The sequence below is a fragment of the Bacillus sp. FJAT-27251 genome, assembly GCF_001273925.1.
Lineage (GTDB): Bacteria > Bacillota > Bacilli > Bacillales > Cytobacillaceae > Mesobacillus_B.
This window is the reverse complement of sequence record NZ_LIGG01000001.1, coordinates 567,749-589,414: the sequence shown is the minus strand read 5'-3', so window position 1 is coordinate 589,414 and position 21,666 is coordinate 567,749. Positions and strand designations below refer to the sequence as shown.

Sequence of the window (21,666 nt, the reverse complement as noted above, 5' to 3'; positions counted from 1 at the left end):
GGGAAATACCATCATTTCCCGGAATATAAGGGGAGTTTTTCCGTTTATCTTAAAAAAATCCGAAGATTTAGCCCTGTTTTTAGAAGTTAGTCGGAAAAAATCCGCTTATTCTGCCACTTTAGCCTCTTCTAAAATGCATTAACCGGAATTTCTCCGCCTAAGGATCCCCTTGGCTTCACGAAAATCAGCTGCCGCATCATCAGGAGTCGCCATATACAAAAAGGGACCGTTCATTCACGAACGGTCCCTTTTACCGTGACTCCTAATCCTTCTTCAGACGGGCAGCCAGGCGGTTGCCGGCTGATTGCAGTCCCTGCACAAGGATTATCAAGAGGATGACGGTGATATACATGACATCCACTTCATAGCGCAGATGGCCGTAGCGGTAGGCTAGGTCGCCAAGCCCGCCGCCGCCGACCAGTCCGGCCATGGCGCTTGCGCCGATCAATCCGATGGTCGCAATCGTCAGTCCGAGGATGATCGATGAACGTGACTCCCTGATCAGCACATGCCAAATGATATGCCTTGTCTTGATGCCCATGGCTTCATAGGCCTCAAGGACCCCACGGTCGACTTCCAGCAAGGCGGATTCCATCAGCCTCGCAATATAAGGAGCGGTGTAGACAACCAGCGGAACAATCACGCCTTTCACACCGATCGATGTACCCACAATCATCTTGGTAAACGGCAGGATGAAGAACAATAAGATGATGAACGGTACGGAACGAATGATATTAATGAAAGCATTCAATGCCTGGTAAAAGAACTTATTGCCCAAGGCTTTCCCTGGGCGGGTAAGGACAAGCAAAACGCCTAAAGGCAATCCGATCAGGATGGAAAAGGCCAATGAAATTCCAACCATTTGGAAGGTCTGGATGGTCGATTCCCATAGGTCGCTGCCCCATAACTCAAGAAATTCGTTTATTTTTTCCTTCATCCAGAACCACTCCTTCCACCTGGACCTGTTGCTGTCTTAAAAAGGCCAGGGCTTTTTCAATTTCCGCAAATTCACCTTTTAGATGAATGACAAGCTGCCCGAACGACTCTTCCTTCAATTGGGCAATGCTGCCTGACAGGATGTTCGGATACACATCGAACTTTTTGCTTACCAGCGCTAGGGCCGGTTCTCCCGAAGCCTTTCCAAAGAAGGAAAGCGAGACCACATGGCCTGTTTTGTTCAGCTCTGCAAGCATTTGATCGGGGATTTGATGCGAGAACAGGGTGTTCACAAATTTCTTCGTTGTAGCGTGCTTTGGCGCCGTGAAGAGGTCTTTTGTGATTCCTTCTTCAATTACCTCGCCGTTTTCCATCACCGCGACACGGTCGCAAATTCGCTGGATGACATTCATCTCATGGGTGATGAGCAGGATCGTAATGCCTAGTTCCAGGTTGATTTTCAGCAGCAGATCGAGAATCGCTTCTGTTGTATCAGGGTCAAGGGCGCTTGTCGCTTCGTCACTCAGGAGCACCTCCGGCTCATGGGCAAGCGCACGCGCAATGGCCACTCTTTGCTTTTGGCCGCCGGAAAGCTCGGAAGGATAGGCGTGATGCTTTTCCTCAAGTCCGACAATCTTCAGGTATTTCGTGACTCTTTCTTCGGTTTCCTGTTTGCTTAAACCGGTCAGCTTTAACGGAAGGGCTATATTTTCATAGACAGTGGCGGTTTTCAACAGGTTGAAGCCCTGGAAGATCATCCCGATTTTGCTTCGGGCTTCCCTGAGCTTTCCGGATGATAAGGTTGTCAGGTCGACCCCATTCATCACGACCGACCCTGTATCAGGCTTTTCCAGCAGGTTGACGCAGCGGATCAAGGTGCTTTTCCCTGCACCGCTATAACCGATCACACCGTATATTTCGCCTTTTTTTACCGACAGTGATACGTCTTTCAAGGCGTGGATGGACCCTTTCTTTCCTGTAAAACTTTTCGAGATTCCCTTAAGTTCAATCATGGCTGTACACTCCTTCCTTTTAACCACCTAATAGCATGAGGTGGAGCGAAATATGAAACATCGCCCCACCTCTGTGTTGAGTCTTTTTACCAGGAAGGGATGATGGACCCTTCGTAGGTTTCTTCAATGAATTTGGTTACTTCCTCAGAATGGTAGATATCAAGGAATTTCTGGATCGCTTCATCGTCTTTGTTTTCCGTGCGCACCGCTACAAGGTTCACGTATGGAGAATCCTTTGTTTCCATGAAGATGGCATCTTTTGAAGGGGTGAATCCGGCTTCCATCGCAAAGTTGGTGTTGATGGCCGCAGCGTCAAGCTCTTCCAGCTGACGGGCAATCTGGGCGGAATCCAGTTCGATGAATTCATAGTTACCGTTGTTTTCTGCGATATCCCTTACGGTAGCATCAATGCCGGCATCTTCTTTTAGCTTAAGCAAGCCCGCTTTTTCGAATAAAAGAAGGGCGCGTCCGCTGTTTGTCGGGTCACTTGGCAAGCCGATTTTAGCTCCGTCTTTCAGGTCTTTAATATCCTTTGCTTCCAGCGAGTAGATTCCCATTGGGAACGTAACGGTTTCTCCTACTTTGATCAGGTCCAGATTGCGGTCTTCGTTCATGGCATCAAAGAAAGGCTCTGTCTGGAAGCTGTTCATATCCAGCTCTTTTTCCGATAAAGCAACGTTAGGCATGACATAGTCGGTGAATACTTTAAGCTCGATTTCCAAGCCTTCCTCAGCAGCGAGTTCTTTTACTTTTCCGGTAATTTCTTCATGCGGTCCCGCTGTTACCCCGATGACCAATTTGTCGTCGCTCAGCAAGCCTTCCGCTTCTTGTGAAGCAGAGCTGTCGGTGCTTCCGCAAGCCGATAGAATGGAGATAATAAGTGCAGTTGAAATAGCCAATAATGATTTTTTCATGTGAGTTCCTCTTTCCTGATGTATTATTTTTATTTAATTTTTATCTGCTATTGCATAATGGGTGTTCTCAAGCTCATGAATAGTGGATAGCAGCTTTTCCTTCGATACTTCTGAATCCATGAAATGGATGGATTCATGGGGCAGGGTGGCCCTTTGTGCGATTTTTCCCAAAAGCTCATGGTTCTCATGGTGGATTCCCAAATCTTTCAGGCTGGCCGGGAATCCCCACTCCTTGTAAAAATGGAGCAGTTTGTTCAGCTCATCTTCCTTTTCTTCCAAAGCCAGCTGGACCAGGATTCCGTAGGCAACCAGTTCCCCGTGCAGGAAGCTTTTGGCTTCTTTTGCGAGTGTCAGCCCATTGTGGACGGAGTGGGCGCCGGCAATTCTTCCTGCCTTGCCGCCAAAGCCGCCTACCATTCCGCCGGTCAGGATGATCGCTTCAATGACGGAAACGAGTTCCTTCGTGACATTTTGATGCTCAGCGGACTTGATTGCCTCTGTAGAATCCTTCAGCAGGACATCCCTGCATAGGGCTGCCGAGAACCTGGATACCTTCAGCCAAACCGGGAGCTCCTCATCTTTGTAAAAGGAGGAAATCAACGCTTCCGCTTCATAATATTTAGCGAGCGTATCGCCAATGCCGGCGCGCAGAAACCTTACCGGTGCTGCCGCGATGATCGCCGGTTCGATGGTGACAAGGGTATTGGCAACGGGAAATTCGGTATAATGCGTAAATGCGCCATTGTCATCATAAAACACGCTGAGCGGGGTCCAGGCGGAACAGGTGGATGCGATGGTTGGGACGAGGAGGGATTTAACCCCGGCCTTTGCTGCGGCAGCTTTCGCCATATCCAAAGCGGTTCCGCCGCCAATGCCAATGACGGCGTCGGCGGAAGACGCCGACAACGTATCTGCGATTTCATCAACGGCCGCCAACGTGCAATGGCCTTCCGCAAATGTGAAAGAATCGCCGGCACTCCTGGTGACTTCCTCCGGCCAGTAGGGCTGGACCGCCTTCCATGCCTTTCTTCCGCACACAATGTGTATTTTTCTTATATGGAGCTCCGCTAGCAGCGATGGCAGCTCCTTCAAGGCGCCTTCGCCAATCCTGTAATGGCCCGGGGCCCCTTTCACAATTGCAATCGACATAACCTTCCTCCTTTTCTGTTTTTTTTGGAAATAAAAAAACCTCTCATCAAGAGAGGTCTGCACACTTAAACAAAGTATATTACCTCTCTTATCTTCCAAAATACATCCGTATTTTGCAGGAATTAGCACCTGTTCATAAAAATGAATGGTTGCCGGGCTTCATCGGGCCAGTCCCTCTGCCACTCTCGATAAGAGAACAACTATAAAATTCAATGTTCTGATAATATCCCTTTCCCAGCAATAAGTCAACCCCTATTTTTGACGCATGAGGCAGCAGAACCGTCCCCATGCCTCACCAAGCTTCCTGGATAAATTGGCGGAAGGTGTGGATATTGGGTTCTTCCGAGCGTATTTTCAGGTGGATGGCGGAGGTGGTGACGGGATCGGATACGGGCTGGAGGATGGTGATGGAGCCTTCCTCCAATTCGTTTTTGATGACGTTTTCGCCCAGGATGGCGTAGCCGTTGCCGTTCAGGACGGCGCGTTTGATGGTTTCGTCGCTGCCGCCGACGACAATCATCGACTGGGGCTGCTGCTCGCTTTTCTTGAAATAGCGGTCGATGATGGTGCTGAAGCTGCAATCCCGGTCGTAGGAGAGAAATGGATACTGGCTGTAAATCTCCTCGACGCTGCGCTCTTTGCAAAGCCTGGAGGAGGCGACCAGGAAGGTTTGCTCTTCTTCCAAAAAGGTTTGCATCATATCGGCTTCTTTAAAATGGCTCGCAATGATGGCGATGTCGGCCACATGGTCCTTGACACTTTGGATGGCGTGTACGCTGTTCAGCGGCAGAAGGCTGACCCGAACGGCGGGGKACATGCCCATATAAGTCGAAATCAGCGAGGTAAGATGGTGCCTGATGTAATATTCAGATGCGGCGATCGTCAGGATGCCGGACGGACCGTGCAGCTCTTCCATATCCTTTTCCATTTCTCCAATCAGTGTGAACAGCTTGTCCACATGGCCTTTCAGCTTTTGGCCGGCTGTCGTCAATTGTGTCTTCTTGCCAATCCGCGTCAACAGGGTATGATTCAGTTCTTTTTCGAGAGATTGTATCTGCAGGGTGAGGGTCGGCTGAGTATATCCCAATTTTTTGGCCGCTTTTGTGAGATTCAGTTCCTCTGCCACCACCTGGAAGGTTTTTAAATTCCGCAGTTCCATGAGATCCCCCTTTTCTTTCCGGTTATGATGAATCGTGCACATGCCGGTAAAATGGCCCAGACAGGACAAGTTTTTATAATTATACACGATAATCCATATCCATTCATAAATTTTTTCAATGCTAAAACGTAAAACAAAACGGTAATTAAAGGATGTTTCAACAAAGAAAGCCCTTTCCTATAAGGGGAGAGGTTCTCGCTGCCAGAAAACCATCCTGCTGTGCTGTTTGTGGGATTTTTTAACTATTAAAAATCCCTATGGTTCGAAGTTGACCGTTCCTGCATAACGTGGGAAATTAATAAATATTCGCAAAAGTAGGAGAGGTAGTTATGATAGATTGGAAGAGTATTAACGATGAAGGCCTGCTGGCACCGACGATGGCGAAGGATTTCCCTAATCTGCCGGTCGTAAAGTCGGAAGGGCTCTTTTATATAGGAGTGGACGGCAAAAAATATCTGGATTTCACATCGGGGATTGCGACGGAAAACACGGGGCACCGGCATCCGAAGGTGGTGGCAGCCATCAAGGACCAGGTGGACCATTTGGTGCACGGACCGATTGGAATCATCAATTATGAGTCGATTTTGAAATTGGCCAAAAAGCTGAGGACGGTTTTGCCTGCACCGCTGGACTGCTTTTTCTTTGGCAACAGTGGAGCGGAAGCAATTGAAGGGGCGGTGAAGCTCGCAAGGCATGTGACGAAAAGGCCATATGTCGTCTCTTTCCTTGGCGGATTTCACGGAAGAACGATGGGCGCGCTCAGCCTTACGACTTCCAAAAGTAAATATAGAAGAAGCCTGCCTGTCGGCGCCGGGATGACGTACCAGCTGCCATATGCGCAGGTGAGCGAAACACCGGAAGGGGCCGACCCGGAAGTGTATTGGTCGGAGCATATTGAGAAGGATTTTGAACGCTTGTTCAATCATCAGGCTGCTCCCGATGAAATCGCCGCGGTGATTCTCGAACCGGTGCTTGGCGAAGGCGGCTATGTGGTTCCGCCAAAGGCCTGGCTGGAGAAAATCCGCGAAATCTGTGACCAGCACGGCATTTTGCTGATTTTTGACGAGGTCCAGACCGGATTTGGCCGCACGGGAGACTGGTTCGCAGCGAACCGCTTCGGAGTGACTCCGGATATCATGGCGATCGCCAAGGGGATTGCCAGCGGACTGCCGCTAAGTGCGACGGTCGCTTCGAAAGAGCTGATGGAGCAGTGGGCGGTTGGCAGCCATAGCACCACTTTTGGCGGGAACCCGATTGCCTGCGCGGCAGCTTGTGCCACGATTGATGTGATGAAGGAAGAGGGCCTGGTTGAAAACGCCAGAAGCATGGGGGAATATGCTTTAAGCCAGCTTTCCGCCATTAAGGACAAGCACCCTGTGATCGGGAATGTCCGCGGCATCGGCCTGATGCTGGGAATTGAAATCGTCCAGCATGATTCCGGGGAACCGAACGGGGAAGGCTTGATGAACATTCTGGAAAAATGCCTGCATAAAGGCGTCATTTTTTACCTGAGCGGCAATAAAGGCGAGGTCATCCGCATGATGCCGCCGCTGACGGTCGATAAGGAGCATCTGGATCTCGGCATTTCATTGCTTGATGAAGCGATTGCGGAGTATGAAGCGGAGCTTGGAATCCGCTAAAAGGTCTCCGTTGAATAACAGAGGATTTTTTAAAAGGGGGGATAAGGGTGAAGGCACAAGCAAGGGTTGAGCCGAAGCAAAAGGTTGCGGCCGAATATTTAAAGTTTCTCATTCCATCATTGATCGGGGTGCTGCTGTTTCTGGTCCCGGTGAAATTCAACGGGGAAATCACTATTGGTGTAGGAATTCTGGCTTCCATCCTGAAGAATGCTTTTGGCGCCTATCTGCCAGCGTTCATTGTTTTTCTGTTAGGGTTGTCGGCGGGGATGTCAATCCTCACGAAACTGCTGAAGCCGAGTTTTGTTATGGACAACCACTTTTTAAAAGGGTTATTTGATATCGGGAAGTTCGGCATCGCTGCAAGGGTGTTCGGGTTCCTGGTTGGAATTCTGACGATTTTTGAAGTGGGGCCGGAAGTGATTTCGTCCCGGAATACAGGGGGCGTCGTTCTTTATGACCTGGCTCCCGTTCTGCTGACCTGGTTTTTATTCGCAGGAATTTTGCTTCCGCTCCTGGTCGAGTTTGGTTTGATGGAATTTATCGGAGCGCTTGTCCAGAAGGTGATGAGGCCGCTGTTTACGCTTCCCGGCCGTTCTTCAATTGATACGCTTGCTTCCTGGATGGGAGCGGGAACCGTTGGAGTGCTGGTTACATCCAAGCAATACGATCAAGGCTATTATACAAAGAGGGAAGCGGCGGTCATCGCCACCACCTTTTCCATTGCTTCGATCGCCTTCAGCCTGGTCGTCGCCAATGTTGTCGGCCTGGGGCATTTGTTCATTCCTTTTTACCTGACTGTTGCGTTTGCCTGTGTGGTGGCCGCAATCATCATGCCAAGGATCCCGCCGCTTTCAAGGAAGCCGGATACCTATTATGAGCCGGTCGGCCAGCAGATTGATGAAAGCATTCCTGAAGGAGTCTCTAAATTGAAGTGGGGCTGGCAGCAGGCGCTGGATAAGGCCAAGCATGCGCCAAGTCCTAGCAAATTGGTTTCCAATGGTGTCGAAACGGTTCTGGATATCTGGCTCGGATTGATCCCGCTCGTAATGAGCCTGGGTGCAGCCGCCTTGATTGTCGCGGAATACACGCCTATTTTCCAAATCATCTCGTATCCCTTCGTTCCGGTGCTGGAATGGATGCAAGTCCCTGAAGCGGATGCCGCAGCGAAAACGATGCTTGTCGGATTCGCCGACATGTTCCTGCCGGCCGTCATCGGAAGCGGAATCGAAAGTGAGCTGACCCGGTTTATCGTGGCCGGACTTTCCTTGACGCAATTGGTCTACATGTCGGAGATTGGAATCCTGATCCTTCGCTCCAACATACCATTAAGCATCCTGGAATTATTCATTATCTTCATCCAAAGAACGATCATCACATTGCCAATTATCGTGATCATCGCGCATTTGCTGGTGTTTTAGAGCATGGGGATTGTTCTCCTGCCTCATTTTTAGGGTAGAGCATGGGGACGGTTATCCTGCCTCATTTTTAGGGACAGGCACCAAGTCCCGTCTGTTTTGGGGAAGCATGGGGACGTATCCATGCTTCCTTTTGCTATAATGATAGAAATCAAAATAAGAAGAAAGAAGGCCGTTTTAGATGACAGTTGCAAACCGGGATATTTTATTGAAGAACATTAGCAAAGAAACGGATTTTCCGCTCTCTTTTGAGGAATGGGAGCAAAAAGCGGCTGAAAACATGCTGCCGGGCGGCTATGGCTATGCCAGCAGCGGTGCGGGGAAGGAAGAAACAGCAAAGCGGAATGTCGAGGCTTTTTCCAAGTGGGCGATTGTCCCAAGGATGCTGAACGATGTTTCCAGCGTGGATATGAGCATTTCCATTTTTGGCCGCCGTTATCGCAGCCCATTTTTGCTTGCGCCGGTCGGCATGCAGGGGCTTGCCCACGAGGATGGCGAGAAAGCCACGGCCAAGGCCGCTGAGTCCATGGAAGTTCCCTTGATTGTCAGCACCGTTTCGACTTATTCCCTTGAGGAAATTGCGGCGGCGGCTCCTGCAGGGCCCAAGTGGTTTCAGCTGTATTTTTCAAGCTCTAATCCCGCCCTTTCCTACAGCATGGTCGAAAGAGCTGAGAAAGCGGGCTATGAAGCGATTGTGATTACCGTTGATACCGTGATGGTCGGATGGCGTGAAACCGATATGCGCAATCAGTTTTCACCGCTTTCGCAAGGATATGGAACCGGGAACTATATCCATGACCCTGTGTTTATGGATTCCTTGCCAAACCATGACCAGGAAACGATCATTGCCGGAATCCTGGAAAACGTCCAGCATCCAACGCTGACCTGGAAAGAGGTGGCTGAGGTGAAAAAGCGGACGCGCCTGCCTGTTTTGCTAAAAGGCATCCTGCACCCGGAAGACGCGGCAATGGCTTTGGAATGCGGCGTTGACGGAATCATTGTCTCCAATCATGGCGGCCGCCAGCTTGATGGGGTCATTGCTTCCATTGATGCGCTGCCGGCTATTGCTGAGAGAGTGAATGGGAACATTCCCATTTTGCTGGACAGCGGGGTGCGGCGCGGGATGGATGCGGTGAAAGCCTTGGGGCTCGGAGCTACTGGCGTTTTGATTGGAAGGCCGTTTTTGTATGGATTGGCTGCAGCCGGGCAGCCGGGAGTGGGAAAGGTCATCGAGCGGTTCATCCAGGAAACGGAAGTCTCCCTGGCTTTATCCGGTATGTCAGACCTGACGCACATGTCCAGGCTGAAGATGATTAGAGAGTAGAATATGGGGACGGTTCTCCTGCATCATTTTGTAAAAATGAAGCGGGAGAACCGTCCCTTTGCTCAATCATAAACGGAGGAATTCCGTTTAAGTTGGGAAATACCATCATTTCCCGGAATATAAGGGGAGTTTTTCCGTTTATATGCATCTAATCCTAAAATTTAGGCCTATTTTGAGAGGTTAACCGGAATAAATCCGCTAATTTCTGCTTTTTGAGCCCCTGCAATATGCATTAACCGGAATTTCTCCGCCTATGAATTCCTTGGCTTCACGTAAAGTCAGAAATGAAGCAGGAGAACCGTCCCCCCTGCTTCACGAAAAATCAGCAATGGAGGCTGGCCCCCTTGCTTTTTAAAAAGAGCTGCTTAGGGAATAGTAAGAGCCTGAACAAAAGGAGGAATGTTTCGTGAGCAATCGTTTTGATGGAAAAGTTGTCTTGATTACAGGTGCAGCGTCCGGTTTGGGACAGGCTGCTGCTCTGCAGGTAGCGAAGGAAGGAGCCAAGCTTTCGCTGGTGGATTTGAATTCTGGGGCGCTGGAAGAAACGAAAAGCAAAATAACAGAAGTGGCGCCGAATGCGGAAGTCCTCCTGATCACAGCGAATGTGGCCGATGAAAAAGCGGTAGAAAGCTATGTGAATGAGACCGTAGAAAGTTTGGCCGAATCGATGGATTCTTCAACAATGCCGGAATCGAAGGGAAGCAAAACCCAACCGAGGATTATGGCATCGAGGAGTTCCAGAAGGTTGTCGACATCAACTTGAACGGTGTTTTCTATGGGATGAAATATGTATTGAAAGTCATGAAGGAACAAGGTTCTGGTTCCATTGTCAACACGGCTTCCGTTGGCGGCATCCGCGGGGTAGGAAATCAATCCGGCTATGCGGCAAGCAAGCACGGTGTGGTCGGGCTAACGAGAAACTCCGGCATCGAATATGGCCAATATGGAGTCAGTATTAAAGCTATTGCACCTGGTGCGATCATGACCCCGATGGTGGAAGGTTCCTTAAAGCAAATGGATCCGGACAACTGGGAAGAAGTAGGCAAGCAATTTGTTGAACCAAACCCAATGAAGCGCTTCGGAAAACCGGAAGAAGTAGGCTATCTGGCCGCGTTCCTGCTTTCCGATCAAGCCAACTTCATCAACGCCGCAGTGATCCCAATTGATGGCGGACAGTCTTACAAATACTAAAAAGGACGGGGGTCTGGCCCTGTAAAAAGGTGCCTGACCCCGCGTCCCATTACTCCGGCTCTTCCTGTCCTTCAATGTCCACTTCTGTGCCCATCATTTCGTTTTCGATCTGCTTCAATACCTGCGAGGATGTGTCGTCTTCGATTCCATCGTAATGGAACGTATCATGAATATCCTCTTCTTCCAACGTTGCCATAATTTCATGGATATCGTTGTTGTCACCGGAAATGGAACCGAATCCCTGGTTTTGTTTTTTATAATTTACAAACCCGCTAGGAAGATTATTGCCCAAATTCACACAGGAAGCTCCTTCGACGGTACCGATGGAAATATGGCCGATAAAAAATGACGGGGAAAATCGTTTCAAGGTCAATCACCCTTTTCCTCAGTTATGGTATACGGCACCGATTTATGATTGACTTGGACTTGGATTTCATTAAGTTCTTCCTCTTCTCGAGGTTCAGGATTCTCATGGGAGGGTGGCTGTTTAGGCTTCGATTTAGGATGGACTCGGGGAGAAAAGGTATTGCCCAGATTGAGCATTCCGCTGATTTCTTTGATATCAAGCTTATCAAGATGAAAGGCCAATTCTTCCAGGGTCAATTCGTTGAGATGGAGTTCCTTCACATCCACTTTTACGATGATGGGAGGATTGGTTCTGTCATGGATGGAGGCTTCAAGCGAATTGATTTTATCTGCCAGCTTTTCAAGTGTATGCATCATCTTTTCTTGTTCCATCAATCCAATTCCTTTTTAGGTTTTTTTCTTCATCATCGAGGTATTTCCTCTCACTTTATTTTGTTTGCCTTTTACCGTTCCGAACCCCTCGTTGATGGAAGACTGGCTCTTCCTCCCTTTATGTATGTTCGTGCCGATAAACAATCCGGATGAAGCTGTTAAGGCATCAATTTTTAAACTCCCATATTTAATTGAAGTCATCATAATTCTCCTTCATCTGGAATCTTTATCATTGCGGAAAGGAATGGTAATCAATAAAACGCCATTTTCCAGGGTTGCCAGTATCTGTCCTGTTTCACAGTTGCGGGGAACCGGCACCTCCCTTTTAAAAGAGCCATAAAAGCGTTCGTTTCGGATTTTCTTATAAGAAGCCTTCAAGTGTTCATTGTGAATTTTTCCTTCCAGCACCAGAAAGCTGTTTTTCCATTTTAAAGAAAGGTCCTCTTTCCGGACTCCAGCCAAATCGGCGGAAATCATCAAATGGGCATCTGATTCGTATACATCCACCCTGGGCCCCACGAAGGGAGCAATTTCATCTAATAGCTCGTTAAAGTCCTCTCCCAGCGTCTTTTTGATAGCAGAATGATCATGAGGTTTTACCACTCATTTGACCTCCCCGTATGGATGGACTGTGATCCTTGCAGAAAAAGCCTTTACTTTAACTATATGCCTTTGCCAGTTCGGTATGTTAAGGAATTGCCCAAAGATTCCCACCTCCGGCTTTCCTTATAAAAAAAATCAAGCCCTTATGATTAAAGAGCTTGGCTTTGCACACTTGGAGCAATATTTTGGTTATTCATCATTCCATCCACACCGTCAGGATCGATTACGTTAGCTACATTCCCTGTGTTAAATACATTTCCTGCAAAGAAACCATTCCCGTTATTGGTCTTCCTGTGTGCCGCCCATGCTGGTAATTGATTTTCACCAACTGCAACCGCTGAATTTGTATTTTGAGAATTTATATTGATTGCACCCAATGTAAAAGCAATGGCCACATAAATCCTCCTCCTTTTTGCCTCAAAATCAGCCCTTTAACCGTAATCATTCATTTCACTGTCAATCACGTCGCTATCCAAAATAAGCGAAGAGTTTTGTGTATTTTGGATGTCACCGGCGAATCGTCCTTGGCCCGCATTGCGCTTACTGTGGGCACTCCATGCATTCAAGTCATTTTCTCCTACGGAAACGGCCGCGCATGTATCCAATACATTTACGTTGATTTCACCAATATCAATTTCATTTGAATTTCCTGCTCTATTTCCATCATATAAGATACAAGGATAATTTTCGATTGGGGTATCAATTCCATCCTGATCCATTACGTAGCTAATGTTATTTTCCACCTGAGAACCACTTACCGATCCAAAACCATAATTATTTTTTCGGTGAGATGACCAGTTTTGTGCATAATTCGTCCCTATGAAAATTCCAGAAGCGGTGTCAATCGTATTGACAGATATTTGGCCTAGCTGAAACTGATTCATGATTGGTTTACGATTCAATCCATTCAGTCCTAAATATTCGTAGTTATTGATTAGTTTATGCTTGAACGCTCCTGATGGTTCCCTTCATCATTCAGGAAAAGGGAAAAGGGGTCTGACCCCGTCCGTGACACATTTTATTTCGATACCTCATATTTATATACAGTTGGAAATAGGCACATTTTTGGAGGGATATCATGCAGCGTTACATGTGCAAAGGGAAGATCCATCGGGCTACCGTAACCGAGGCGCACCTGGACTATCCCGGGAGCATCACCATCGACCGGGAACTAATGAAAGCAGTCGATCTCTTGCCTTATGAGATCGTTCAAGTGACCAATCTTCGCAATGCTACCCGCTGGAAAACCTATGCCATTCCCGGGGAGGCGCATTCGGGCAGGATTTGTTTGAACGGCCCGCCAGCCCATCTTTTTTCCAGGGGAGACCTGGTGATTATATTAAGTACCGGGATCTTTACTGAAGAGGAAATCCGCACTTTAAAAACAAAGGTCGCCTATGTGGATGGCGAAAATAAAATCACTCAGCTTCTGGAAAATCCATTGATGGAATCATGGGAGGATTAAGGCATGGCACCCATTGTGGATCCTAACAGGGAGTCGATCAATAAATGGGAGATGCATAAATTGCTTGTGCGTCATTCGATAAAAAAGGTCAAAATCCCCGATACGGAATTATTGTCAAGAGAGGCTTTGAGATCCATGCTTCAGGAATATCACCTTCTTTATATAAAGCCTGTTGACTCCTGGGGCGGGAAAGGCATCAGTACCCTGGAGCAAAGCGGGAATTCCTTTGTTTGGACGATCCAGGGCCAGGAAGCCGCCATCCTTCACAATTTTAATGAAGCCTGCGAGAAAATCCGCCAATTTTACGATGATAAAAGCACCATCATCCAAAGGGGAATCCCAACAGTCTCGTATGGCGGCCATCCCTTTGATATCCGGCCTCATTTGTATAAGGAGATGGATGGTTCATGGGTGTATGCGGGTGATTTGGTGAGAATTGGCGGGGATGGATCGATTGTATCGAATGTTGAAATCAGCAATGGTTCCGTAAAGCCAACCGATGAAGTGATTTCGGCATTATTCCCTGATCCTGAACGCCGATTTTCAACTGATACATTGAAGGAAGTCTCCATGGAAATCTGCCATATGCTTGACCAATACCATTTCTTCACGGAAGTGGGAATTGATTTTGGGTTGGACCAGGGCGGAAACCTGTGGATGATCGAGGTGAATACGAATGATTTGCAGGGAGAGCCTGACCCATATTTATTCTCGCTGCTTCCTGACCAAAGCTCCTTTAATAACATCATTGATAATAAAGCCAAGATTCATGATAGATGGATGAGGCATATGATGGAATCATTTGAATCCTATCTGACGGAAAAAGGGGAAGAACCAGATTGATAAATTTACATTAAGCAGGTGGTTAGAATCGAAAAATCCATCTATTTAAATTTCCTGTCCAAGTTCGGCGTGGGAGGCGCCCATCCGGGGGGAATCCAACTCACAAAGGAACTCTTCAAGGCTGAAAAAATCACCCCTGGAACCCGCATTTTAGATGTAGGCTGCGGGACTGGGCAAACCGCCGCCTACTTGGCTGCCCAATACGGAGCCATCGTTACTGGGATCGACATCAACCCTGTCATGGTCGAAAAAGCGAAAGCGAGAATGGCAAGGTCCCAATTGCCGGTCAAGATCATCCAAGGCTCAATCGAGGAATGTCCCCTAAAGGATGAAGCATTTGATTTGATTCTGTCTGAATCGGTCCTTGCTTTCGTCCATAAACTAAGGGCCCTTGCCGAAATACTCCGTTTATTAAAAGGCGGCGGCCGTTTTATCGCCAATGAGCTGACCCTCGAACATCCCATTGATCCGGGAAGCAAGGAGGAAATCACCCGATTTTACGGACTGGATTCCCTGCTGATGGAAAGGGATTGGCTGGCTTTTTTGCAGCAAGCCGGATTTAAAGGGATCAGGATCCGCAAACAGGACCCTTCTTTCCAGCAGAATCCCATTCCCGAATTCTACTATTCTAATTATATTGAACCCGAACTGTACCCCGTGTTGAATCAGCATGTTTATATTATGGCCAAATATCAGAATGTTTTAGGGCATAGGGTATATGTATGTACGAAATAGTTTCAAGGGCTTCCGTTTGGAAGCCCTTTTGCTTTTGCATAAAAAAGACCTGCCAACAGTCGGCAAGTCTTTCCTTCCTGCAGTTAAATAAAAAACGGTCCAAAACTTCTGATTCCAAAGAACGGAAAACCAAACAATCCAAATGGGCCAAAGAACGGAAAGAATTGTCTGCTGCCATCCCCGGTATGCATCGAGTCGTGATGGTGATGCTCGTGGTGCTCATGGCCATGATGTTTAGGCATCAAAATGTACATTTTATCTCTGTCATAGCTGTGAAGAATCCCTTGGATAACGGTGCCATCCTTTAGCTCAACCTGAACAAATTGAAACAAATGTCTTCTGCATTTTTCATGGTGATCATGGTCCCTTGCGTCATAAAGGGAATTCTGGTAACTATTTGGCTGCATGAAGCGACTTCCTCTGATTTACTTCCTTTCCAAATTATTCACAGGCAAGTTTTTGGGTGACCAGTTTTTATATGTCAGCACCAATCCTTCTTTCCATTAAAATGGACACTTCATGAAAGCCAAGCTTATGATAAAGCTGTTTTGCATCATTGCCCGCAAACACATTGAGCTGCACCTTATGATGCCCCTGTTCTTGCAAGGCGTTCATCCCTTTGATGCACAACTGCCTTGCAATCCCGCTCCTGCGATAGTCCGGAAGCACATAAACCTCTGTAATGACCCCAACCATTGTCTCGCCAAAAGGGCTCCATGTACTCGTCATCCCGATCCATCCTTTGATGACGTTATTCTCTGAATAAACCAGATAAAAACCATCGCCTTCTGAAAAGAGGGGTTCTGGAATTTCAGCCGCCTCAACCAATCCCATGGTCGATTCCTGGAACACTTCCCGGGAATAGCCGAGGATTTCCTGGAGTTCTTGTTGGGTCGCTTTTCTTATCGCCATCGTACATAGCCCCTTACATCCATTGTTTCAAACACAGCACCTGAACACACGGAAGCCAAGATTCTTTTTATACCTTTCTGTTAATTCCAGATGCTGGTCAAGGATAGAATATAACTCCTCATCCAGCTGTTCGGATAGTGAAAAATCAGACGCATTTTCGAATTCTGGTTCATCAAACGACAGGGTAAACTTCTCCATATGGATATGCTGGAAATCGGCCTTTTGGAAAAGGGTGTTCCACTGGGCTTCGGTCAATATCCGGGGAATTCCGTAAAACTTGGTTAAGGTTGCCCGTTCCTCCTTGGGAAGTGGTGTCTCAAGAACCATTTCAATCGCCAATAAAACACCATCAGGCTTCAAAACCCGCCTTAGCTCAGGGATGGTTTTCGTCACATCCGTGAAGGAGAGGACAGATTCCGAGAGAATCATATCAAAGGATTTTTCACCAAACGGCAAGTTTTCGACACTTCCATGCCTGGCTTCGACCGAAAGATTTTTAGATTGGAATCTTTGTTTCGCTTTTTCCACCATCATTTCATTATGGTCCAAACCGGTTATGCTGCATTTGTACGTTTCCGCGATATAGGCAGAAGTTTGTCCTGTACCGCATCCGGCGTCCAATATGGTGCTTGTTTCCGTTATTTCTTCCTTTGACAAAATCTCTTTGGTCAATTGAAGTCCGCCAGGGTGGGCGCCTCCAATACCAAAGGATGCCAAACAATCAAGATATGTGTATTTCACCTTTCCACCATCTTTTGCTTAAATTTGACCCTTCCTTTCAGCCTGAGCTGATTTATTAAAAACCGGCTCGATAAAAAGTTGGGTGCTATATCATATGTGCAAAGGAACTGTTTGGGATAGCGGGCGCCCGGATTGGGCTTTTTGAAGGTATTTATCTTTACGCGAAAGTAACTGCATCCTGCGCCAGGCATATCTTATAAGAATGCTAACTCGTTAGGGGTGTTAAAATGAGCGTCATTCGGACGGATCGATGGCTGGCGGAAGCTTATGATCGGCCAATTGAGATTTGCGGAAAATTAACAGGTCTTTTTGATGGTGCCTATGCCTCCGAGATCTATGACCATTTATTGCTCCATGGAATGTACTATCCTCTTCCGAATGGAAAGGAGGTAATCAAAAAGTTACAGGAAAGAAACGTGTGGAGGATGGTGGGAAATGAGGCAGAGGTGCTGCAGGAGCTGTGGGAAGGCCCGGATATTCCGATTTATATTTTCCCCTCCGATACAAGTAACACAACGATGAATCTTGAATTTAATGGGAAGTCGGGACTAGCTTTTAGAGATAAATTATTTTTATTCATTTCGGAGGAGAATGATGCGGCTGAAATAAAATCATTGCTGACACATGAATACAATCATGTTTGCCGCTTGACTCATTACCCAAAGCATGAAGGTGATTACACATTGCTGGATAGCATCATTTTGGAAGGATTAGCCGAACATGCTGTCCGGGAACGTTTCGGGGAAAAACACTTGTCATCCTGGATATCACTTTATACAGATGAAGAGCTGCTTAAAATGTGGGAAGCATACATTGCGCCCAACCGCTCTATTTTAAAAACAGACCGCAAACACCATCAGCTTATGTACGGATCCCCTTTATACCCTAAGATGGCGGGCTATTCTGTTGGTTATTACCTGGTTGGGAAATATGCAGCAACCCATTTTTCATCATCAAAAGACATGCTCTCCACCGTATCGTGCCAGTTTTCCCCTTGAAGAAACGATAGAAAAAAGGGTGCCGTTTTGTTCCGGCACCCTTTTCTTGTTTCCGATTCATTAGTAGCAGCAAGAACCGATGATGATGAGAAGGATAAACAACACGACAATTAACGCGAATCCTCCGCCAAAGCCATATCCGCCACCATATCCACCATAGCCATAACCGCCGTAGCCGCCAAATCCGCAGCATCCAAAGCCCATTTGATCCACTCCTATCTGTTTATTTTTTTACGAATTAGTAACCCCACCAAGAAGCTCCAATGATGATAAGAAGAATAAACAATACAACTACTAGGGCGAAACCGCCAGCGTAGCCTCCGCCTCCGCTCATGTATATCACCTCCACGCTATTTACAATAGTCTATGTGAGGCCACGCTCATTGGCATGGATAAAATCCCAACTTTTTATTTTTTGGGCTATTTAAAAATTTTCGTCATTCCGCTTAAAGTCTGGTGTGTCTGTCCTATACGGCTTGTAATTGAACCGCATAGGATATTCTGTACTCAATTGGAATGGAGGGATTTTATGTCAATCGGATATTATCATGGTTTATGTAACCGATATAGAGGCAGGGCGGTTGTCATCAGGACACGCGATGGCAGGGTTCACAGGGGAATTATTCATCGTGTCACGGGAAACAGGGTGTACCTGCAGCCGATGCGAGGCGGAAGAAACCTTGGGGGCTTTGGATACGGTTATTACGGTGGCGGCTGGGGATTCGGCTGGGGAATCGCAATAGGCGCCATCGTCGGAATCTCTTTGGCTTCGTTCTTATTGTGGTAAGACTAAGGGACAGAGGGACAGGTGCCTTGTCCCGCTGTCCCTTAATCATCCTCAATCACAATATCCGTATACGGAGGGTTGTCCTCGGGCGGGCTGGAGTCATCATCGGAGGATGACTCATCCTGGTGGAGGTCATCAGGCCGGTTTTTGCCGGTCTGTTTATTTGCCATGTCCTCTTTCATTTCCTTCATTTTTGCCATGTCCTCCTTAACTTGCTCCGTGACTTCCTTGGGGATGGTATCTTTCCCGTATGTCGCGCCAATATTTAAGGCTCCGCTTAAACTTTTGATCCCCAGCTGGGCAAAGTTATTGTTTTGCTCATATTTTTCAACGTATAACTTGTCAACATATAAAGTTTGCAGCATTGGTTCGTCCTTTTTCGGAGAAACTTCCGATTCGTCCATTTGTTTCATTAATACCTCGTTTTTTTCCGAAAGCTCCTCGATTTGCTTCAGCAATCCAGCCTGGACCTCATTTGCCAATAAAAAATGGTGCTCCAGAAGCTGTATTTTCATTTCGATCTGCTTATAAAAAACTTCCCTCTCATCATTTGGAGGTGTGGAACGATCCTCGGTTGGCGTCTGCCGATTTTCTTCCAGACTTGATGGATCCGGGGAAGAAGCTTTTATCCTGTCGTGGAGGACTGTGACATGATTTTCCAAGGTCTGGATCTTGTCCACCAACTGTTTCTCCCTTTGGAGATATATGGCCTGTTTTTCTAGCATAAGCTGTTCGAAGAATTGGATGAGATGTTCATCGACTTTGTTTTCCTTTTTGCTTGGAGGAGGGGGTACTTGAGCAGGCCGCTCAAGCAAATTTTCCAGTGAATGCACTCTTTGTCCCAGTTGCTCCAATTTATGATTCATCACCTTGAACTTCTGGGCAGTCTCGATGTTTTCTGCCTGAACATTCCTCGCCGGGGCCTTGACTCGCTCGCGTTCCTGTTTTTCCCCGCTGTACATGGAGGCTCGAATCTTTCTCTCAAACTCCAATAAGCTCTTTAGTTGAACTTCAAGGGCATTGATCCTTAAAACCTGCTTTTCCCAATCAGCTGGATTTTTCTTTTGGCCTTTTTGATTGAACATCCCTTTCATCGACATCTTGTCTCCCCGCATTCAATCTGTTTATTTTCCCGACCCTTACTCAATATCCACCCGTTCTGCTTGTGCAAATTGCCGTTTATACGAAACAAACAGAAGTCCATTGTAAAATTTGGCCCGGATTTGGTTGGGATACGCAGGTTCAGGAAGCTGGATCAAGCGTTCAAAGGGTCCGTGATATCTTTCCCGCTGCACAGGCTCTCCTGTCGTCATTTGATGGTCGTCTCCTTTGATTAACAGGCTTGTTCCCGAAACCGACAATTGAATATTTTCCTTTGCATAGCCCGCCAAGGCCGAAATTAACAAAACTTCCTCCTCGGTCATGTAAATATCCGTGGGAGGAAATTTATTACTCTGTCCCGTCTTTACAGCACTTTCACCCGGTTTGGCTGAATTGAATTGAGTTTTCATCCATTCATCAAAGGAGGATTGATCAAATATCCCGTCCCAAAAATCACCGGTTTGATATTTTTTCGCTAAATCCATCCATTCCAAGATTTTATTCATATCCATGATGGACCATCCCCCTTGTATGAATCCCCGTACCTTTCTTCATATATAATTAATGGTATTTGTGATTTAGTAAATCATTCATAAAAATTGTCCATTAGCCGGACCTTGTGGCTGGAAACATATTTTTCAGGCAGCGCTCATATAGTTTAAGTACCCTGGGATACGGAGTGGAGGGGTGCGTCATCCACGGGCAGCCCGGGATCAATGCAAAGAAAGGAGCATGACTCATGTTCTTTTTACCAACAAACGTCAATATTGCCGGTATGAAATTGAATAATATCGATCATGGGAGTTCTGTCTCCTTTAGTTCCACCCTGAAAAAAAACAGGAATGTAAAGGCGAAGAAAAATCAGGGTTGGGGCCAGCAGCTGGGGGATGGGTGTTTGAAGATTGGCATAGCAGGCTCTACTTTGGATCATGATGTTGAGGATTCCAACGCAGAGAAAAATACTGTTCGACCCCTTTGAGCAGGAACAGTTAGGAGGATTTTAATGGCAGGTCCTGTTCCATACATCAATATCAATATTAATATCATTAAAGTCAATTCATTTGAGAATGCATCGGCAATCAATGTGGGGCAAAATCTTTTGGCAGAATGGCATAATTCCGATAAAAAAAACCAGGGGCTGGGTCAGAATATGGGGGATGGAACCAATTTTGTCGGGACGAGAAGCGCTGTGGATGACCGGGATCAAATTGATTCCAATTCTTCCTTTGAAACAGCTAATCTTCCTACTCCATTAGGAGGAATGAAATGAATTTTGCACCTGTATCACTCAATATTTTAGGAATTAAGGTAAATGCCGTTGACCATGTAGCCGTCATCAATCTGGGTCCGAGCCAGCATTTGGATCAATTTGTCTCGTATAAACGGAACCAGGGGATCGGAGAGCAAAATGGGGATCTCTCGCCGACAATCCTTTCCAGCTCCTGGGTATCGGACCCGGATGTCTCTGATAGCAATGCAATGAAATCAAGCTTTTTATAGGGCGTTTTGTTTCATAAGCTGCGAAAAGAAGGAGGATTTCTATGTTTTTCGTTTCTCCAATGGCCATCAATGTTCTTGGGTTTAAAATAAATACAATTGATAACGGGGCAGTAGCCAATATGGGAACCCTGCAAATCATTGACCAGCTTGTCACCTATAAGCGAAATCAAGCGTTTGGAGAGCAAAACGGTGACTTGTCCCCGGTAGCTGTACCAGCAGCCACCGTCATCGACCCCGATGCCAGTGACAGCAACGCCATCAAAAACAGCGTCGTGTAGGGACAGGGGGACAGGCACTGGCGTGCACCCCAAAAGTTAGAGTCAAAATCTAATCTTTTGGGGTGTTTCTTTTGACTAAAAAATATAGTGATGATTTGAAATTAATGGTGGTCAGAGAATATCAAAAGGGGAAATTAGGAATTAGACCACTGGCCAGGAAGCATGGGATCAAGTCAAAGTCAGAAGTTGACAGGTGGATAAAAGTATATGAGAGATTTGGTGCT

31 protein-coding genes, 1 pseudogene and 1 riboswitch are annotated in these 21,666 nt (G+C 46.9%); of the genes and pseudogenes, 14 read left to right on the top strand and 18 right to left on the bottom strand.

The features are described from left to right. Window positions 1-262: 262 nt before the first annotated feature. The 5 genes from ADU22_RS02825 to ADU22_RS02805 all read right to left on the bottom strand — a co-directional run bounded on the left by ADU22_RS02825 (window position 263) and on the right by ADU22_RS02805 (window position 5,171). Entirely contained in the window at window positions 263-937 is a 675-nt protein-coding gene (locus tag ADU22_RS02825; protein ID WP_053360809.1) for a methionine ABC transporter permease, read from the bottom strand. Continuing rightward, entirely contained in the window at window positions 909-1,949 is a 1,041-nt protein-coding gene (locus ADU22_RS02820; RefSeq protein WP_053360808.1) for a methionine ABC transporter ATP-binding protein, read from the bottom strand. Before ADU22_RS02820 ends, ADU22_RS02825 begins: the two co-directional genes overlap by 29 nt. Before the next feature lie 86 nt (window positions 1,950-2,035). Then, entirely contained in the window at window positions 2,036-2,863 is an 828-nt protein-coding gene (locus ADU22_RS02815; RefSeq protein WP_053360807.1) for a MetQ/NlpA family ABC transporter substrate-binding protein, read from the bottom strand. 33 nt (window positions 2,864-2,896) lie between these two features. After that, window positions 2,897-4,012, bottom strand: coding sequence for an iron-containing alcohol dehydrogenase family protein (locus ADU22_RS02810; protein ID WP_053360806.1), 1,116 nt, complete (start codon window positions 4,010-4,012; stop codon window positions 2,897-2,899). Window positions 4,013-4,097: 85 nt separating this feature from the next. Beyond that, a riboswitch (SAM riboswitch) is annotated at window positions 4,098-4,207 on the bottom strand. A 97-nt stretch (window positions 4,208-4,304) separates the two neighbouring features. Further along, window positions 4,305-5,171, bottom strand: a complete 867-nt coding sequence (locus tag ADU22_RS02805; protein ID WP_053360805.1) for a LysR family transcriptional regulator — start codon at window positions 5,169-5,171, stop codon at window positions 4,305-4,307. Between the two features lie 329 nt (window positions 5,172-5,500). Here ADU22_RS02805 and ADU22_RS02800 point away from each other — a divergent pair, with 329 nt between their 5' ends. The 4 genes and pseudogenes from ADU22_RS02800 (at window position 5,501) to ADU22_RS02785 (ending at window position 10,741) form a co-directional block, all read left to right on the top strand. Further along, complete coding sequence (locus ADU22_RS02800) at window positions 5,501-6,811, top strand: aspartate aminotransferase family protein (protein ID WP_053360804.1); 1,311 nt, start codon at window positions 5,501-5,503, stop codon at window positions 6,809-6,811. 47 nt (window positions 6,812-6,858) lie between these two features. Then, on the top strand, window positions 6,859-8,229 hold the full coding sequence (locus ADU22_RS02795; RefSeq protein WP_053360803.1) for a YjiH family protein: 1,371 nt from the start codon (window positions 6,859-6,861) through the stop codon (window positions 8,227-8,229). Between the two features lie 178 nt (window positions 8,230-8,407). Next, a complete protein-coding gene (locus ADU22_RS02790) occupies window positions 8,408-9,550 on the top strand; it encodes an alpha-hydroxy-acid oxidizing protein (protein ID WP_053360802.1) in 1,143 nt (380 codons plus the stop codon). Window positions 9,551-9,956: 406 nt separating this feature from the next. Then, a pseudogene (locus tag ADU22_RS02785) lies at window positions 9,957-10,741 on the top strand (SDR family oxidoreductase). A gap of 49 nt (window positions 10,742-10,790) precedes the next feature. Here ADU22_RS02785 and ADU22_RS02780 read toward each other — a convergent pair. From ADU22_RS02780 to ADU22_RS24095, 6 genes are all read right to left on the bottom strand, one after another. Then, the gene (locus ADU22_RS02780) at window positions 10,791-11,108 is read right to left on the bottom strand and encodes a hypothetical protein (RefSeq protein ID WP_231687833.1); all 318 of its coding nucleotides are present in this window, start codon (window positions 11,106-11,108) and stop codon (window positions 10,791-10,793) included. 2 nt (window positions 11,109-11,110) lie between these two features. After that, on the bottom strand, window positions 11,111-11,479 hold the full coding sequence (locus ADU22_RS02775) for a hypothetical protein (protein ID WP_053360801.1): 369 nt from the start codon (window positions 11,477-11,479) through the stop codon (window positions 11,111-11,113). A 15-nt stretch (window positions 11,480-11,494) separates the two neighbouring features. Further along, on the bottom strand, window positions 11,495-11,680 hold the full coding sequence (locus ADU22_RS02770; RefSeq protein WP_053360800.1) for a hypothetical protein: 186 nt from the start codon (window positions 11,678-11,680) through the stop codon (window positions 11,495-11,497). Between the two features lie 12 nt (window positions 11,681-11,692). After that, window positions 11,693-12,082: an Hsp20/alpha crystallin family protein gene (locus tag ADU22_RS02765; protein ID WP_053360799.1), complete on the bottom strand. Its 390-nt coding sequence runs from the start codon at window positions 12,080-12,082 to the stop codon at window positions 11,693-11,695. Window positions 12,083-12,231: 149 nt separating this feature from the next. Next, the gene (locus ADU22_RS02760) at window positions 12,232-12,477 is read right to left on the bottom strand and encodes a hypothetical protein (RefSeq protein WP_053360798.1); all 246 of its coding nucleotides are present in this window, start codon (window positions 12,475-12,477) and stop codon (window positions 12,232-12,234) included. 36 nt (window positions 12,478-12,513) lie between these two features. Then, the gene (locus ADU22_RS24095) at window positions 12,514-12,825 is read right to left on the bottom strand and encodes a spore germination protein (protein WP_197280016.1); all 312 of its coding nucleotides are present in this window, start codon (window positions 12,823-12,825) and stop codon (window positions 12,514-12,516) included. Window positions 12,826-13,160: 335 nt separating this feature from the next. Here ADU22_RS24095 and panD point away from each other — a divergent pair, with 335 nt between their 5' ends. The 3 genes from panD to ADU22_RS02740 are packed head-to-tail and all read left to right on the top strand — an operon-like array spanning window position 13,161 to window position 15,125. Further along, entirely contained in the window at window positions 13,161-13,547 is a 387-nt protein-coding gene (gene panD, locus ADU22_RS02750) for an aspartate 1-decarboxylase (RefSeq protein WP_053360796.1), read from the top strand. A 3-nt stretch (window positions 13,548-13,550) separates the two neighbouring features. After that, window positions 13,551-14,390: a YheC/YheD family protein gene (locus ADU22_RS02745; protein ID WP_053360795.1), complete on the top strand. Its 840-nt coding sequence runs from the start codon at window positions 13,551-13,553 to the stop codon at window positions 14,388-14,390. Window positions 14,391-14,408: 18 nt separating this feature from the next. Continuing rightward, entirely contained in the window at window positions 14,409-15,125 is a 717-nt protein-coding gene (locus ADU22_RS02740) for a class I SAM-dependent methyltransferase (RefSeq protein ID WP_082252772.1), read from the top strand. An 83-nt stretch (window positions 15,126-15,208) separates the two neighbouring features. Here the strand turns inward: ADU22_RS02740 and ADU22_RS02735 are convergent, their stop codons facing one another. The 3 genes from ADU22_RS02735 to ADU22_RS02725 form a co-directional block, all read right to left on the bottom strand. After that, window positions 15,209-15,532, bottom strand: coding sequence for a hypothetical protein (locus tag ADU22_RS02735; protein WP_053360794.1), 324 nt, complete (start codon window positions 15,530-15,532; stop codon window positions 15,209-15,211). 67 nt (window positions 15,533-15,599) lie between these two features. Then, a complete protein-coding gene (locus ADU22_RS02730; protein WP_053360793.1) occupies window positions 15,600-16,037 on the bottom strand; it encodes a GNAT family N-acetyltransferase in 438 nt (145 codons plus the stop codon). Between the two features lie 27 nt (window positions 16,038-16,064). Continuing rightward, window positions 16,065-16,778 carry a class I SAM-dependent methyltransferase gene (locus tag ADU22_RS02725; RefSeq protein WP_053360792.1) on the bottom strand — a complete coding sequence of 238 codons (714 nt, stop codon included), beginning with the start codon at window positions 16,776-16,778 and terminating at the stop codon, window positions 16,065-16,067. Between the two features lie 227 nt (window positions 16,779-17,005). Between ADU22_RS02725 and ADU22_RS02720 the strand changes: the two genes are divergently transcribed. After that, entirely contained in the window at window positions 17,006-17,776 is a 771-nt protein-coding gene (locus ADU22_RS02720) for a DUF2268 domain-containing putative Zn-dependent protease (protein WP_053360791.1), read from the top strand. 60 nt (window positions 17,777-17,836) lie between these two features. Here ADU22_RS02720 and yjcZ read toward each other — a convergent pair whose 3' ends face one another. Both yjcZ and ADU22_RS02715 read right to left on the bottom strand, forming a co-directional pair. Continuing rightward, complete coding sequence (gene yjcZ, locus ADU22_RS24090) at window positions 17,837-17,980, bottom strand: sporulation protein YjcZ (RefSeq protein WP_082252771.1); 144 nt, start codon at window positions 17,978-17,980, stop codon at window positions 17,837-17,839. A 34-nt stretch (window positions 17,981-18,014) separates the two neighbouring features. After that, complete coding sequence (locus ADU22_RS02715) at window positions 18,015-18,110, bottom strand: YjcZ family sporulation protein (protein ID WP_053360790.1); 96 nt, start codon at window positions 18,108-18,110, stop codon at window positions 18,015-18,017. 195 nt (window positions 18,111-18,305) lie between these two features. On the opposite strand from ADU22_RS02715, the gene ADU22_RS02710 reads away from it, so the two are divergent. Further along, window positions 18,306-18,563, top strand: coding sequence for a hypothetical protein (locus ADU22_RS02710; RefSeq protein ID WP_053360789.1), 258 nt, complete (start codon window positions 18,306-18,308; stop codon window positions 18,561-18,563). A gap of 41 nt (window positions 18,564-18,604) precedes the next feature. Here the strand turns inward: ADU22_RS02710 and ADU22_RS02705 are convergent, their stop codons facing one another. Then, window positions 18,605-19,663: a hypothetical protein gene (locus ADU22_RS02705; protein WP_156324304.1), complete on the bottom strand. Its 1,059-nt coding sequence runs from the start codon at window positions 19,661-19,663 to the stop codon at window positions 18,605-18,607. 39 nt (window positions 19,664-19,702) lie between these two features. After that, window positions 19,703-20,176, bottom strand: coding sequence for an Hsp20/alpha crystallin family protein (locus ADU22_RS02700; protein WP_053360787.1), 474 nt, complete (start codon window positions 20,174-20,176; stop codon window positions 19,703-19,705). Between the two features lie 227 nt (window positions 20,177-20,403). Here ADU22_RS02700 and ADU22_RS02695 point away from each other — a divergent pair, with 227 nt between their 5' ends. From ADU22_RS02695 to ADU22_RS02675, 5 genes are all read left to right on the top strand, one after another. After that, window positions 20,404-20,643, top strand: coding sequence for a hypothetical protein (locus tag ADU22_RS02695; RefSeq protein ID WP_053360786.1), 240 nt, complete (start codon window positions 20,404-20,406; stop codon window positions 20,641-20,643). A gap of 24 nt (window positions 20,644-20,667) precedes the next feature. Further along, the gene (locus ADU22_RS02690) at window positions 20,668-20,934 is read left to right on the top strand and encodes a hypothetical protein (protein ID WP_053360785.1); all 267 of its coding nucleotides are present in this window, start codon (window positions 20,668-20,670) and stop codon (window positions 20,932-20,934) included. Further along, complete coding sequence (locus ADU22_RS02685; protein ID WP_053360784.1) at window positions 20,931-21,164, top strand: hypothetical protein; 234 nt, start codon at window positions 20,931-20,933, stop codon at window positions 21,162-21,164. The genes ADU22_RS02690 and ADU22_RS02685 overlap by 4 nt, the downstream gene beginning before the upstream one ends. Before the next feature lie 41 nt (window positions 21,165-21,205). Further along, a complete protein-coding gene (locus ADU22_RS02680; protein WP_053360783.1) occupies window positions 21,206-21,442 on the top strand; it encodes a spore germination protein in 237 nt (78 codons plus the stop codon). Window positions 21,443-21,546: 104 nt separating this feature from the next. After that, window positions 21,547-21,666 (top strand): helix-turn-helix domain-containing protein (locus ADU22_RS02675; RefSeq protein ID WP_156324425.1); only part of this gene is annotated, 120 nt, incomplete at its 3' end.

Coding starts and splice junctions, on each gene's coding strand:
- ADU22_RS02825 (WP_053360809.1), bottom strand. CDS start 937: ATGAAGGAAAAAATAAACGAATTTCTTGAGTTATGGGGCAGCGACCTA.
- ADU22_RS02820 (WP_053360808.1), bottom strand. CDS start 1,949: ATGATTGAACTTAAGGGAATCTCGAAAAGTTTTACAGGAAAGAAAGGG.
- ADU22_RS02815 (WP_053360807.1), bottom strand. CDS start 2,863: ATGAAAAAATCATTATTGGCTATTTCAACTGCACTTATTATCTCCATT.
- ADU22_RS02810 (WP_053360806.1), bottom strand. CDS start 4,012: ATGTCGATTGCAATTGTGAAAGGGGCCCCGGGCCATTACAGGATTGGC.
- ADU22_RS02800 (WP_053360804.1), top strand. CDS start 5,501: ATGATAGATTGGAAGAGTATTAACGATGAAGGCCTGCTGGCACCGACG.
- ADU22_RS02790 (WP_053360802.1), top strand. CDS start 8,408: ATGACAGTTGCAAACCGGGATATTTTATTGAAGAACATTAGCAAAGAA.
- ADU22_RS02775 (WP_053360801.1), bottom strand. CDS start 11,479: ATGGAACAAGAAAAGATGATGCATACACTTGAAAAGCTGGCAGATAAA.
- ADU22_RS02770 (WP_053360800.1), bottom strand. CDS start 11,680: ATGACTTCAATTAAATATGGGAGTTTAAAAATTGATGCCTTAACAGCT.
- panD (WP_053360796.1), top strand. CDS start 13,161: ATGCAGCGTTACATGTGCAAAGGGAAGATCCATCGGGCTACCGTAACC.
- ADU22_RS02745 (WP_053360795.1), top strand. CDS start 13,551: ATGGCACCCATTGTGGATCCTAACAGGGAGTCGATCAATAAATGGGAG.
- ADU22_RS02735 (WP_053360794.1), bottom strand. CDS start 15,532: ATGCAGCCAAATAGTTACCAGAATTCCCTTTATGACGCAAGGGACCAT.
- ADU22_RS02730 (WP_053360793.1), bottom strand. CDS start 16,037: ATGGCGATAAGAAAAGCGACCCAACAAGAACTCCAGGAAATCCTCGGC.
- ADU22_RS02720 (WP_053360791.1), top strand. CDS start 17,006: ATGAGCGTCATTCGGACGGATCGATGGCTGGCGGAAGCTTATGATCGG.
- yjcZ (WP_082252771.1), bottom strand. CDS start 17,980: ATGGGCTTTGGATGCTGCGGATTTGGCGGCTACGGCGGTTATGGCTAT.
- ADU22_RS02715 (WP_053360790.1), bottom strand. CDS start 18,110: ATGAGCGGAGGCGGAGGCTACGCTGGCGGTTTCGCCCTAGTAGTTGTA.
- ADU22_RS02710 (WP_053360789.1), top strand. CDS start 18,306: ATGTCAATCGGATATTATCATGGTTTATGTAACCGATATAGAGGCAGG.
- ADU22_RS02705 (WP_156324304.1), bottom strand. CDS start 19,663: ATGTCGATGAAAGGGATGTTCAATCAAAAAGGCCAAAAGAAAAATCCA.
- ADU22_RS02700 (WP_053360787.1), bottom strand. CDS start 20,176: ATGGATATGAATAAAATCTTGGAATGGATGGATTTAGCGAAAAAATAT.
- ADU22_RS02695 (WP_053360786.1), top strand. CDS start 20,404: ATGTTCTTTTTACCAACAAACGTCAATATTGCCGGTATGAAATTGAAT.
- ADU22_RS02690 (WP_053360785.1), top strand. CDS start 20,668: ATGGCAGGTCCTGTTCCATACATCAATATCAATATTAATATCATTAAA.
- ADU22_RS02685 (WP_053360784.1), top strand. CDS start 20,931: ATGAATTTTGCACCTGTATCACTCAATATTTTAGGAATTAAGGTAAAT.
- ADU22_RS02680 (WP_053360783.1), top strand. CDS start 21,206: ATGTTTTTCGTTTCTCCAATGGCCATCAATGTTCTTGGGTTTAAAATA.